This window comes from Haloquadratum walsbyi C23, from assembly GCF_000237865.1.
Lineage (GTDB): Archaea > Halobacteriota > Halobacteria > Halobacteriales > Haloferacaceae > Haloquadratum > Haloquadratum walsbyi.
In genome coordinates this window covers 1,036,665-1,049,804 of the sequence record NC_017459.1, presented here as the reverse complement: position 1 = coordinate 1,049,804, position 13,140 = coordinate 1,036,665, and the positions used below count along the sequence as shown (strand labels likewise).

The 13,140-nt window shown below is 48.2% G+C and carries 15 protein-coding genes; 7 read left to right on the top strand and 8 right to left on the bottom strand.

The features are described from left to right. The first annotated feature begins 448 nt into the window (after positions 1-448). Entirely contained in the window at positions 449-1,690 is a 1,242-nt protein-coding gene (locus HQRW_RS04560; RefSeq protein WP_014555647.1) for an IS4 family transposase, read from the top strand. 476 nt (positions 1,691-2,166) lie between these two features. Here the strand turns inward: HQRW_RS04560 and HQRW_RS04555 are convergent, their stop codons facing one another. The 7 genes from HQRW_RS04555 to HQRW_RS04525 form a co-directional block, all read right to left on the bottom strand. Continuing rightward, a complete protein-coding gene (locus HQRW_RS04555; RefSeq protein WP_014555646.1) occupies positions 2,167-3,357 on the bottom strand; it encodes an MFS transporter in 1,191 nt (396 codons plus the stop codon). 87 nt (positions 3,358-3,444) lie between these two features. Continuing rightward, on the bottom strand, positions 3,445-4,242 hold the full coding sequence (locus HQRW_RS04550) for an SDR family oxidoreductase (RefSeq protein ID WP_014555645.1): 798 nt from the start codon (positions 4,240-4,242) through the stop codon (positions 3,445-3,447). 253 nt (positions 4,243-4,495) lie between these two features. Beyond that, positions 4,496-4,735, bottom strand: a complete 240-nt coding sequence (locus HQRW_RS04545) for a DUF7120 family protein (RefSeq protein WP_011571115.1) — start codon at positions 4,733-4,735, stop codon at positions 4,496-4,498. Positions 4,736-5,016: 281 nt separating this feature from the next. Beyond that, positions 5,017-5,745 carry an energy-coupling factor ABC transporter ATP-binding protein gene (locus tag HQRW_RS04540; protein WP_014555644.1) on the bottom strand — a complete coding sequence of 243 codons (729 nt, stop codon included), beginning with the start codon at positions 5,743-5,745 and terminating at the stop codon, positions 5,017-5,019. Beyond that, positions 5,742-6,473, bottom strand: coding sequence for a cobalt ECF transporter T component CbiQ (gene cbiQ / locus HQRW_RS04535; protein WP_014555643.1), 732 nt, complete (start codon positions 6,471-6,473; stop codon positions 5,742-5,744). The genes HQRW_RS04540 and cbiQ overlap by 4 nt, the downstream gene beginning before the upstream one ends. Then, entirely contained in the window at positions 6,457-6,753 is a 297-nt protein-coding gene (locus tag HQRW_RS04530; protein ID WP_014555642.1) for an energy-coupling factor ABC transporter substrate-binding protein, read from the bottom strand. The genes cbiQ and HQRW_RS04530 overlap by 17 nt, the downstream gene beginning before the upstream one ends. Then, entirely contained in the window at positions 6,750-7,412 is a 663-nt protein-coding gene (locus HQRW_RS04525; RefSeq protein ID WP_014555641.1) for an energy-coupling factor ABC transporter permease, read from the bottom strand. Before HQRW_RS04525 ends, HQRW_RS04530 begins: the two co-directional genes overlap by 4 nt. 153 nt (positions 7,413-7,565) lie before the next feature. Between HQRW_RS04525 and cbiT the strand changes: the two genes are divergently transcribed. The 6 genes from cbiT to HQRW_RS04495 are packed head-to-tail and all read left to right on the top strand — an operon-like array spanning position 7,566 to position 12,380. Continuing rightward, the gene (cbiT, locus tag HQRW_RS04520; RefSeq protein ID WP_014555640.1) at positions 7,566-8,123 is read left to right on the top strand and encodes a precorrin-6Y C5,15-methyltransferase (decarboxylating) subunit CbiT; all 558 of its coding nucleotides are present in this window, start codon (positions 7,566-7,568) and stop codon (positions 8,121-8,123) included. After that, complete coding sequence (locus HQRW_RS04515; RefSeq protein WP_014555639.1) at positions 8,123-8,827, top strand: cobalt-factor II C(20)-methyltransferase; 705 nt, start codon at positions 8,123-8,125, stop codon at positions 8,825-8,827. The genes cbiT and HQRW_RS04515 overlap by 1 nt, the downstream gene beginning before the upstream one ends. Continuing rightward, the gene (locus tag HQRW_RS04510) at positions 8,824-9,711 is read left to right on the top strand and encodes a cobalt-precorrin-4/precorrin-4 C(11)-methyltransferase (RefSeq protein WP_014555638.1); all 888 of its coding nucleotides are present in this window, start codon (positions 8,824-8,826) and stop codon (positions 9,709-9,711) included. Before HQRW_RS04515 ends, HQRW_RS04510 begins: the two co-directional genes overlap by 4 nt. Further along, positions 9,704-10,678 (top strand): cobalt-precorrin 5A hydrolase, encoded by a 975-nt coding sequence (gene cbiG, locus HQRW_RS04505; RefSeq protein WP_014555637.1) that lies wholly within the window; start codon positions 9,704-9,706, stop codon positions 10,676-10,678. The genes HQRW_RS04510 and cbiG overlap by 8 nt, the downstream gene beginning before the upstream one ends. Then, positions 10,675-11,019 carry a ferredoxin gene (locus HQRW_RS04500; RefSeq protein WP_014555636.1) on the top strand — a complete coding sequence of 115 codons (345 nt, stop codon included), beginning with the start codon at positions 10,675-10,677 and terminating at the stop codon, positions 11,017-11,019. The genes cbiG and HQRW_RS04500 overlap by 4 nt, the downstream gene beginning before the upstream one ends. Next, positions 11,016-12,380: a cobyrinic acid a,c-diamide synthase gene (locus HQRW_RS04495; RefSeq protein ID WP_014555635.1), complete on the top strand. Its 1,365-nt coding sequence runs from the start codon at positions 11,016-11,018 to the stop codon at positions 12,378-12,380. The genes HQRW_RS04500 and HQRW_RS04495 overlap by 4 nt, the downstream gene beginning before the upstream one ends. Positions 12,381-12,536: 156 nt before the next feature. Here the strand turns inward: HQRW_RS04495 and HQRW_RS16770 are convergent, their stop codons facing one another. After that, on the bottom strand, positions 12,537-13,088 hold the full coding sequence (locus HQRW_RS16770) for a rubrerythrin-like domain-containing protein (RefSeq protein WP_014555634.1): 552 nt from the start codon (positions 13,086-13,088) through the stop codon (positions 12,537-12,539). Between the last annotated feature and the right edge of the window lie 52 nt (positions 13,089-13,140).

The following is a 13,140-nucleotide window of genomic DNA, read 5'->3' as shown; positions in this document are numbered from 1 at the left end:
CTAAAACACTGACTCGATTTGTGGGTAAGAGACAGTCGTCTACCGCGGGGTGCGTTCAGGTGCGAGTGACCTGAATCGCCATACACGGGTTATCCAGGTGAAGTACCTCGGGGTCAAGCCCCGAGGCTTCACCGTTTGGGGTCTGCACAGCACCCGCAGGCGAATTTAATTCCCTCCGACCTTCCCCGTGAGGGGTCGGCTGGAATTAACACCCGAACTCCGCGAGGAGTCCGTGGAGGTCGGCGGCTTCACTCCGCCCGTTGAAACCCCCGTCGCACCACCATAGTAGCGGATTTTGAGAGGGGCCACATTTCCAAACTGTCAAACGACCAGCGAAGGAAATGAGATCTTCATTTCCATACTTTGATGGGTTGTGTCTGGTCGTTGTCACCGTACTGTCGCGTTCTGAGTATATAAAAACGGCGTGAGCCGTTAGTGACGGCCCGTAATGTCTGTGCAATTTGATTCACCAAACAGGCCGTCAGAAGACGTAACGGACGCCTCTAATATCAATTCTACTGATCTCGTCGCTGACGAAATGTACTCGCTGCTCGACGAAGTCGACAGCGAGTCGATTGCCGATGAATTCAAGATTGGGCTCCATTCCGACAAACACGACTTCACGAACCACGTCAAGACGGCTGTTCGTGAGGGTCTTGACCCCTCCAGCTCACTCGCTGAACTTGAGGATAAGACCATTGTCGACGACTCACTCGAACACATGCCTAAATCACGGTTTTCAGAACTCACGAACGACCGCGACTACTGCGCGGTCGTTCAGCTCCTCTTCGAAGTACTGCACACACCACAGTTGTATCATCAACGTGGAGTTCAACGAAAACGACTGCAGTGGATGACACGAGATGTCGTCGCTGTTGATGCCACAAACCTCGAACTTACGCGCTCTGTTGTCGTCTCAGACGAGTTCGTCGGAGACGACGACAAGGTCTACAAGATCGACACAGACGATGGTGGTCTCGAACTTCACTGCGCAGCACGTGTGGATGGAGAAAATAAACATCCACTCGACGCTACTGTTACAGAGGGCGACACCCACGAAAGCCCGCAGTTCGATCTCCTCAAGGAAGATGTCGAGGTCTTTGCAGACCTCGACTCGGTAATCTGGGTCTTTGACCGCGCATACACGCGATATCTACGGTTCTGTGAGATCAAGCATAGTGACAATGATTTTGTCACACTGATGCACTCAGACGCTCGATTTGAACTCATTGAGACACTCGAAGAGTTCGAGGTCACCGTCTCAGGGAACAACGCCGCTCAGCCGACTCACTCAGATGAGGAATCAACGCGACGGGTTCGTGATGAACGAATTGAATTAGCTGAGACTGGTGAAGAGTTCCGCAGGATTGTGCTGGAAACACCCGATGGAGAAGAGATTGAGTACCTGACGACGCTGGCGTCGTCAGAGTACGATCCAATCGACGTGATCAACATATACACACTACGGACAGTAATTGAGATCCTCTTCCGAGAGTGGAAACAGTACCTCAACATCGAGAACTTTCACTCGAAATCGCTGAACGGCGTGTTATTCGAGCTGTTCTGTGCATTGATTGGATATATGCTGGTCGTATGGTTTCGCCAACGCCACCCAGTCAGGGGTGGCGTGGCGCGTGCTATCCAGAAAGTTCGAACCTTCTGGAATGAGACGCTAGATTCATTCGGCTAATCAATCTTCACTTCCCGGCGACAGCCGTCACCCACCAGCGACGGCTGTCGCCTGTGCCGCGATCATTGATCATTTCTTTCCCTGAACTGCTACTTCTCTTGGCTCAACACGGATTTCACCGACAACTGTTCGATGAGTGAACTCCCATACGATTCTTACCCAGCAGTTCGTTAGGAGAGAATTTCGCCGGGCTTTATGAACTTAGAACGCGACAGGTCACCGTATGAAACGCTAGAAATAATTAAATTTGTGGCATATAGTGACGGCATTCACCCTCGGGGTCAAGCCCCGAGGCACTCTGCCTGTTAATCTGTAGAATTGTTTAATGATGTGGATTAGCGTTGAACATCTAGCCTGCCATCAACGGTGGATTGTGTGGGAAGTATCGGATTTACTCCCGTGGAAAACGGCGGGATTCTCTCCTTGCAGAAAGATAGACTCGATTTTTGAGAGAGAATCCTGATTCAAGCGAGGAATCAATCAGCCCGGACCCCATCTGTCGAATTGATTCGCTGTCGAGCAAGTATTCCTGCTGCAAAAAGTAAACACACTGCGAGTCCACCGAATGCAATCTCATAGTTGGCGTAAGTCGCAACAATACCAACATAAGCAGGTCCGATTGCATTTGCACCGAGAAAGAGTGCGCGTGCAGCCCCAAGGTCCGCACCCATTCCATCACTCGGTGCACCATCGAGAATAATCGCATCTGCAAGCGGAAACCCAGTTTTATATCCAATTGCGAGGATTGACGTGATAATCCAGATATATATTGGGGTTGAAATAACCGTCACCACACTGAGTGCAACGGCTGCAATCAGCAGTCCAGTGATAGCAATGCCAATCCGCGAAAGCCGGTCGCCAAGCATTCCGGCACTCGGTTTGATTATCAGTCCAACAATAAAAATAAGCGCAAATGTGAGACTCGCAAGCTCTGCTGAGAAGTCCTTCGTCTGTGTCAGGTATGTTGGATAGAAATTAACCACACCACCAACCATGAAATAAAACAAGGCAAACGCAATGAGCGTCTCTCGCTGTCGAGAGTGTTGTATGAGCCCACTCACTGTTCCCCCGATATCAAGCGTCGTGCGTTCGAGTGCGTAGCGCTCACGATTCATGAATACATACCATGTTGCTAATATCCCTAACAAAATTGCAACCGGAAGAAACGGCGTTCGCCATGATGCATACGTCACAGTTACTGTCGCGACACCAGCAGCTGCTATACCACCAACATCTGTCCCAGCTGCGTAAATTCCAAGTGCGCGACCACGATTCGTCGTGAATAAATCAGAAAGAAGTGCTCGTGAGGGGATTGAAAATAATCCCTTCCCAATTCCTGTAACGACCGCAGCAACAACGAACATACCGAGTCCATTGACGATGTCAAATAGAGCAAATCCAATGACAAGTACGGCGAAAGCAGGCACAATAAGTGTTGCACGCGTCCATTGATCTGAAAATTCTCCACTTGGGTACTGTGTGACTGCATAAACAATCTGAAACGCCGCAAGAACAATGCCAGCTGTTGCTTCTGTAATTCCTAAGTCTGTAATAATAGCCGGCAGTAATGGTGAAAGTAGCATTCGACCAAATTGCAACACAGCCCATCCAAGCGATACCGCTGCAAGCATTCGTGTTGCATACTGGTCATGAGCATCCTCACTCACGTATCTTTGATCGGCTGTCGTAGTGATTTCATTGTAGCTGATTAATGTGCATGTAATAATACAATGCAACGGGATTGAATTGACACGTCAGAGATTGGATGCGCCAGATCCGCCATCGATCGGGATTGCAACCCCATCGAGGTATGTTGACACAGGCGACGAGAGGAATGCAACGGTGCGGCCTAATTCCATTGGATCACCAACCCGGCCAATCGGGATTCCATCCGCCCACTCCTCAAGACCACTCTCATAGCTCTCATACTCATCACGTTCGACACCTTGCTCGACTAATTCTTCAATCCGGGGCGTTTCATGAGTTCCCGGTAAAACAGCATTCGCACGAATATCGGGTGCGAGTTCTTTTGAGATGGTCTTTTCAAGTCCAATGACACTCATTCGAACTGCATTTGAGAGAACGAGTCCATCGATCGCCTCCTTGACGCTTGCAGAGGTGATATTCACAACTGTGCCATGCTCGCTTTCTGTGAGATGTGGCTCTGCAGCGCGGACGGTTCGGACAGCACTCATGACAAGCAGATCAAAGGCTTCATACCACTCTTCGTCTGTCGTCTCAAGAAATGGTTTTGACGGTGGTCCTCCAGCTGATAAAATGAGATGATCAAGCCCGCCAAATTCTGCAACCGGACGCTCAACAAGATCAGCGATATCATCAGGATCAGTAAGGTCACCTGCATGACCGATGACGCTTGCAGTATCGGCTGCAGCCTCACGTACCTCTTCAACAGCCGCATCAAGTCGATCCTGATTACGTCCGTTTAAAACGACATTGGCACCCTCAGATGCAAGAGCTCGCCCAGAAGCCTTTCCAAGACCACTGCTTGAAGCGGTCACAAGTGCAACATTATCGGTGAGTTCAAGATCCATTGACCTATATCTAGTCTACCAGGGAGCCAGTAAAATGGTTACGTGGTCGGTTTATTATGTGAATAAATCTGATATGAATGAGTCGGTATATTCGCTATGCTCTCGGATTCATCTCAGGGATTTATATGACTCACAGATACTCGTTTCGATTTTCGATTTTCGATTTTCGATTTTCGATTAGATGATGATGCACTACTCTGAGTATCAATCCGTCACTCAATGCGAAGCAGTGGTATTATTGACAGGAATACGATTATAGTCGGTCGTCTTCAAGCCCACCAGGATCAGTCGCCGTATCAAAGAGATTATTTTCTGCACCCTCAATGATATCATCGCCAGGTTGTGAATCATCAACGATATTTACATTGTATGCATCAATTCCCATTGTAAGAAGGTCTTCGACCGCTTGCTCTTCAGTCACAAACTCCTCTTCAACTAGTTGTTCAAACTCACTAAGCAACTCGTCTGGCAGCGTCACTTCAACAATTGGCATTATACAATCATCTATTCTCCCGATACTTGAGTGATAGGGTGCTCAACCAAGTGTATACTTTTATTCCACTGCAGTGGAAGATGCCCCCGAATAATAGGGCGGAGCTAACTGAGAAGTGGAGAACCAAGGGGATACACTCGATATAAACTGTGATTCTTTTTTATACCTGATATCGCAGATGAGTCACAAAGCATCTTATTTGATCTGAATGTGCTCTCTCTCGTCGCAATGAGTGAGCATGTCGCATGAACTCATATGTGTAATAGTCACTCGCTAGTCGGTCATGTATCAGATATGGTTCCCAAAGTCCGAATTCCATGTTCACGAAGGGGGATTGATTCTAGTTGGTCTGATGAATGAACAATGCGACCATCCTCAAGAACACGAAAACGGTCACCAACAGCCGATGCAAAATCTGGATAATGTGTCGAGACGATCACACCGATTCCATCAGTGGCAAGTTGTTTCAATAGCTCTGCAAATCCCCGAACGCCATCACCATCAAGCCCGGCGCTTGGTTCATCAGCCACAATGTACTCTGGATCCATTGCAAGCACTCCGGCGAGGGCAACGCGCTTTCGTTCGCCACCGCTCAATCGGCTACATAATCGATCTTCGAATCCAGCTAACCCAACCCGCTCAAGTGCTTGTGTGACAATCGTATCAATGTCGTCAGGGGGCATGTTTTTCTCCCAATTAGCAGGTCCAAATGCGACGTCCTGTTTGACCGTTGGTGCAACAAGTTGATCAGCAGGTCGTTGAAATATAAATCCAACACGTTGTCGGATTGCGCGCATAGACGTCGTTTCACTGGTAAGTGAGCTTCCGTCAATATTGACATCACCACTATCCGGTTTCAACAGCCCATTACAATGACGCAAGAGTGTTGATTTTCCAGCACCATTGCGCCCGAGTAAGACCGTAATTGACCCTTTTGGCACACGAAGAGTAACATCAGCGAGGACCGATTCAGTATCATACGCGAACTGTACCTCAGTGAGTTCAATCATGGGAGGTCTCCAAAACCAGTGATAACAAGCAGTGCGATGATGATAATTGAATACATATATCCATTATTTGATTCTGTGTGCATTGGAAATTCGCCATGATATCCCCGTGCTTGCATTGCCATCTCAACCTGCTCTGCTCTGTCGACCGATCGAATAAGAAGTGATGCTGCCAGGCGCTTTGTCGTTCGAAAAAGTGCATATCGAGATGTCTGTCCACCTCGAAGCGTTGCTGCTGTTGATAACCGGAGTGTCTCATCCATAAGGACTTGTACAGCACGATAACTCAATAGGAGTAGTTCAATGATTGGATCTGGCATCCACAGGCGATTCAGCGCAGTGACTAACTGTGGAACGGTTGTGGTGAAAGCAAGAAAGAATAGAACTGTCAACGAAGCAATTGATCGAAGACCAGTTTCAAACGCAAGCTGGACACCTGCTGTAGAGATAGAGATACTCCACAGTGTAATGATTGCCTTCCCAGGAGTTATGATTGCGATGAGTATAATGCTTGGAGCAAGGAACCAAATCGGATATTGAATGAGTGAGACATATTCTCGACCAATTGCATGTGCAGTTAAACTGGCAAAGATAACCGCTGCAAGGATATGTGTTGTAATATGACTCGTTGTGATTGTGAGTATCAAAGAAATACCAGTGAGATACACTGCGAGTGGTCCACTGATTATCGGTGCCGCCTCCGCTTGGACGCGCTCAAGCGTCTGATGCATCCGTCTCCGACTGGTCGGCCTCAGTCAGTCGCTGGAGGTAATGAGTGAATATGAGTCCCGCAATGCCAGCTTGAACTGCAAACAGTACTGTCTCACCCACTGCGGTAGGTGGCTGTAATACTGGGTCAGTCCACCGGTCATACACTGGTTCGTTGGTTTCAATCATTGCAACAGCCTGTTGATCAGTTGCATCGAGTCCACCAGTCGTAAAGCTCAATCCAGCAACAAGAGTAGCAATAGCAACTGCGGCAAGAAGTGATCGATAATGTTGTTTATTCATGCTGCCACCTCGAGAGACTCTATTGTCTCGGAACCAAGACGAGTGAGGTATCCGATCACAGCAGCTGCGAGGATTCCCTCAAGGATTCCAATTGGTACTTGTGTCAGCGTGAATATCGCTGCGAAATCTAGTGCCGAGATGATAATCGCATCAAGCCCGTCCCCAGCGGGAAAAGCAGCGCCTAATTGGAGCGATGTCACAAGATATGTCGTCCAATCGGTCAGTACAGCAGCAATAAATGTTGCTCGTTCAAGCGATGTATATGGACGAATGATCTGATAGGCGGTCCATCCAACCGTCGGACCAATAATCCCCATTGCAACGACATTGGCTCCAAGAGTTGTGATACCACCATGCGCTAACAAAAGAGCCTGATACAGAAGCACAATTGTTGCAGTAAAAGCCGTCACCGCAGGTCCAAACAGCACAACAAGTAATCCTGTTCCAGTCGGATGTGATGTGCTCCCGGTGACAGAGGGGAACTTCAATGCTGAAAGAATAAAGACAAACGCAATTCCAATAGCAACAAGTGCCTTTACTCGGGTATCCTGACGGATGATATCAATAGTTTGCTTCGCACCATACACAACGATGGGTGCTGCTGCGAGCGTCCATGCGGCAGCCCACCGTGGTGGTAGGAACCCTTCCATGATATGCATTCATCCATCACTCCCTACTCGCCGATTTAAATACTCTCATAAAACAATTTTGCTTGTACTGCATCAAATTTACTTACTGGCTCATCCATGAAATCATATTTGATGTAGAGCAAGCGTAATTGTTTTTATCTGGTATCAAAATAGTATACTCGAATGACACAGATCACGCTTCCTCATGACGCGCGAGCCGGTCCAACGAAACCGGAAGTACGTGCAATAACTATTCAAAAACTCCAATTACAGCCCGATGACCACTTTGTCGACGTTGGTACATGTACAGGTGCAATTAGTATCGAAGCAGCCCCATACGTCACTCATGTGACAGCAATTGAACGAAAGTCACAGCGAGTCACAGCAGCAAAGAAAAATATCGCCGCAAATAATCAGACCGAGACAGTGAGTGTTGAGGAGGCTGAGGCACCCGATGGGCTGCCGAGAAATGCTGATGTATTATTCCTTGGTGGGAGTCGAAACTTCGAGTCGGTCCTTGATCATGCTGTTGAGACAGATGTTGATCGAGTCGTTATGAATGTCTCACGTGTTGAGCCTGCGGGTGATGCAATTGAGGCATTTCGAGAGCGCGAGTTACTTTCAGCGGTATTACAAGTACAGGTCAATGACGGATATGAACTCGCTGGTGCGACAAGTTTCAACGCTAATAATCCAGTCTATGTTATCGTCGGGCGGCGTGACGCAGGGGGGCTGACCTGATGACGGTATATGGTGTCGGTCTTGGTCCTGGTGATCCAAAGTTAGTCACAGTCAAAGGACGTGATATTCTTGACTCTGTCACAACGGTGTACTCACCTGGACGGCTCTCACGGACAGTTGCTCGACAGCACGTTCCATCCTCACGAATCGGTGATCTTGATTTTCCGATGACTCGTGATCCTGATAAACTTCGACGGGCGTGGAAAGACGCAGCAAATGCTGTTGCTGAGAAAGCAGTGAGTGATGATGTTGCATTTGTCACGCTTGGTGACCCAAATGTTTATTCAACCTTTGGACACCTTCGACGAACATTATCAGCGTTTCACCCGGCAATTAGTGTCGAGGTTATTCCTGGAGTTAGTGCAATGACTGCCTTTGCAACGGCACTAGATATCGAGATTGAATCTGGGACTGGATTATCGCTCCGTGAGGCGGCAAATGGGTCAGCACCGACCGGTCCTGATCGGATGATTCTATTCAAAGTCACAGACGCTGTCGAGACACATGAGAAACTCACTGCTGCAGGATATAATGTTCAGTTTGGTCGTCGATTGTTCATGGAACAAGGTGAAACGATGATCACAACCGACCCAACGGAAATTGCTGAACGTGACTATTACACACTTGCATACGCTGAGCGTGAGGGCATTGAGCAAACAGTTCCGACTGCGGCGTTCAACACATCATCGGAGGAATCAGTATGACATCGCCAACATCATCAGAACAACCTGACTACACAGAGCGTGAAGGGATTCCGTTTATTGGTGCCGGTCCAGGAGACCCAGAGCTATTGACGGTTGCCGGTCGGCAACTTGTAACAGAAGCCGATCTCGTTGTCCATGCCGGATCGCTTGTCAATAGCGAGCTACTTGATGAGTTCTGTGCAGACGCAGAACAGGTCAATAGTATCGGTAAGGATCTTGAAGAATTAATCCCGCTCATGACAGAGGCATATACTAATGGTCGAACAGTTGCTCGGTTACATAGCGGTGATCCAGCTATATATGGGGCGGCATTAGAGCAGATGGATGCTCTCGCTGCTGAGGATGTCCCAACATATCTTGTCCCCGGCGTTACCTCAGCATTTGCCGCAAGCGCTTCTCTCCGAACGCAACTAACATTGAATGAGGTTTCAAATCATGTTGTGTTCACACGACCACAGGGCAAGACGCTTTCAGCCGAAGAAGATCATATTGATGAGTTCGTTGGCTTTGGTGATACAACGGTGTGCATTTATCTTGGGACACACGCTGTTGCCGAGACGATGGATCGGTTGCTTGACGCTGGTCACGATCCTGAGATACCTGTTGCTGTTGTCTATCATGCATCATGGCCTGATGAAGATGTGATTAAGGGGACAATCGGGTCAATTGCTAAGAAAATTGAATCAGCCGGTTATCGAGCCTCTGCACTGGTTATCATTGGAGACGCTATCACCGGTTCTGCATATGAGCGGTCATATCTCTATGGTGACTGGGCAAGCGGGAGTGAAAGCGGAGACAACAGCAGTGATGAGACTGAGACAACCACGGAGTCATCTCCTATTGATGCCAATATAGGTACAAATGGTGGTGAATCAAATGAGTGATACTGAGAATACGAATGAAGAAACAAGCGGTCATTGTAGTACACCGGATAGTGATGGAGAGGTCGCAACAGAGATTGCTGTAATCGCCCCGGAACATGCTAACGATACCGCAGACAATATTCAGACAACACTTGCGTCTGCGTATGACCGTATCGATCTTATTGAATATCATACTGATGCATTTGCCGATCACTGGGGGGTGTATGATTGTTTTATTGGTGTTCTTCCAAGTGATACCGTAACTCAACAGACAGCACCATTGCTTGATGACAAGTGGGATGATCCTGCTGTTGTTGTTGTTGATTCAAATCTCACATGGGCAATTCCAATTACAGGTGGTCACCACGGTGCAAATCAAGTTGCAGACGACCTGACCGCATTAGGTGCTGTCCCAGCAATGACAACTGCCTCAGAAGCAGCGGGCAAGCAAGGTGTCGAAACCCGAGCAAAGGCACTTAATTCACATGTTATCAATGGCAAATCGACTGTTGCGACGAATCTTGCTGTTCTTGATGAGACACTTGACCCGGTAAGTCGAATTGATGATCCGACAGCGGTGATTGCAGACCAATCAGTGACTGTTCTTAATCGAAACGGAAACGACGGCATCGTTCTTGGCACCGGAAGCGTTTCTGGGGCTGATACGTCACAGTTCCTGACCGCATGGGAGCGTGCACTATCAACAGCAGAGTGCACCTGGGATGATGTCGATTTTATTGCCACAGGCACGCGAAAAGAAACTGAACCAGGACTGCTTGCAGCAGCTAATGATATCAATGTCGGTGTTATTTCATTTTGCAAAGAAACACTGTTTGAATTTGAAGGTCCAACACCATCGCGTTCAAAAGAACTCATCGGGTGGCCAGGAATTGCAGAGGCAAGCGCTATTGCAGGAGGGCGTAATCATGAACTACTCGTTGAAAAGCTGAAATATGATGAAGCAGTGACAGTAGCGGTTGGACAATGAGTAAGCAATCATCACAGACACAGTCGCGATATCGCGTGGAGATAGATCTTACTGCATGTGATGGGATTTTTGCATGTCTCACCCGCGATGATCGGTTTATTGAGGGACCAGATGGACTCGCAACAATCGATGTGACAGCCGATAGCGTTGTTTCGGTATCACGGACAGCCGATCATATTGTGGCTGTACTCTCCAAAGACGCTGACACGGCAGAACTCGCCGCAACAGCATGTCCTCCAAACGCGATTACGGTATATCCACCTTCGAGTGGGGATGCAAGCGATGATAACGAGAAGACCGATTCAAGACACGATGGGCAGTCGATAGGAGAAGACAGATGAAAGGTGCTGTGCTTGCAGGGACCCAATCTGGTGTTGGCAAAACCGTTGCAGCACTTGCAATTATTCAGGCGTTTGATCAAGATGGACACTCCGTTCAGCCGGCAAAAGCTGGTCCAGATTTTATTGATCCGAGTCATCATACTGCCATTGCTGATTGTCCTTCGCGCACACTTGATATATGGCTTGAGGGTGTTGATGGAGTACGTCGAAACTACTATCGTGGAAATGGCGATTTTTGCGTTGTTGAGGGTGTTATGGGACTATATGATGGAGACTGCTCAAGCACTGCAATGATAGCTGAGGCACTCGATCTTCCGATAATACTTGTTGTCGATGCGAAAGCTGGTATGGAAAGCGTTGCTGCAACAGCACATGGATTCCGTTCATATGCATCTCATGCTGGTCGTGATATAGACGTCGCTGGTATCCTTGCACAACGAGCACATGGCGGACGACATGCTGAGGGGATCCGCGATGCATTACCGGACGAAATCCAGTATTTCGGTCGGATTCCACCACAATCATCGCTGTCAATCCCTGACCGACACCTTGGACTTGAGATGGGTTCAGAATCGCCGCTGGATACCAAAGCGCTCACCGAAGCGGCAGAGACGATTCATACTGAACAGATCATTGCTGCTGCACGCGCTCCACCGCGTCCTGAAGCGCCTTCTGAAGATGTTCAATCGCAGTCGTCAATCTCAAAGGCCAATTCTGGGTTCAATTCGACTCCAAATACCGAAGTAAGTCATCCACGTATCGCCATTGCCGATGATTCTGCGTTCTGTTTTCGATATCCTGCAACAGTGGAACGGCTAAATAACCGTGCTGATGTAATTACGTTTTCACCACTTGCGGATGATCCTTTACCAATATGTGACGGTGTATATCTTCCGGGCGGCTATCCGGAGTTGCATGGGGCTGCACTTGCTGAAAGTCAAGCATTGCGTTCACTCGCCGATCGTGCGACTGATGGACTCCCTGTGCTTGCCGAGTGTGGTGGATTAATGACGCTTGCTGACTCACTCACCACGACTGACGGTGATACATATGAAATGGCGGGCGTTCTTCCGCTGAGCGTACAGATGGAAGATAGGTACCAAGCACTTGATCATGTCAAGTTGCGAGCAGACCATTCAACGCTTACTGCAGATACAGGGGAAGCCCGCAAAGGACATGAGTTTCATTACTCTGCAGCAACAGTCGACTCAGATGCGCGATTTGCATTCACCGTTGAACGTGGTGATGGAATCGACGGGACACATGACGGTGTAATTGAGTATCAAACACTTGCTACATACTGCCATCTTCACCCAGCGAGTGGTGCATTTGATACTTTTATTGAGAGAGTACGCTCATGATAGTATCATGTACGGTCATATACGGTCATGTACGTGTGATTCCGAAATCTTGACTTCCTCTCCGCCTCTCAGCAAGGATTTTCTAGGGCGAGATTTTGAACTGCTCTCATACGTTGAATTATTATTTGCGGTTAGAATCCGCTAGACAGGTCATCATTAATCGCGAGACACGCTGAGATTCCGCGTTGGACCACCGCATTCTGGACATGACTCCGGTTGATGATCAGAGGTTATTCGATTGCCGCACTCAACACATTCATACATATAAGGTGAATCCGCTGATGCGAGTCCGACGTACATACCAATGGCTGTTTCATGCGATTCTGAGAGTGCACCGGTAAGGTCAGTCACTGATATGATGCCAATAAATCGCTCGTCAGCATTTTCATGCTGTTCAACGGCAATCCTCTTGACGTTATGATCTTCCATCTTATCAACTGCCTGCTGCACGGTCGCATCAGACATGACCGAAATGACCGGTTGTGTCATTAATTCAGCAACTGTCGTCTCTTCAAGACTATCTACTGTGTGGATGCCACTGACAAGATCGGTTTTTGTGAGAATTCCAGCAGGCTCTTTCGCGATAACAGATCCAATATCTTCATCCAACAGGATCTCTGCAGCGTTGACAACGGATGTATCAGCACTTACTGAGTGGACTGGTGTCGTCATCAATTCTGTGACTGATTGCGTGAGTGATACGGTCATCAATACACATATTCATGGCTACATGTATCAATATTGTTTTTTCACCAGTTTC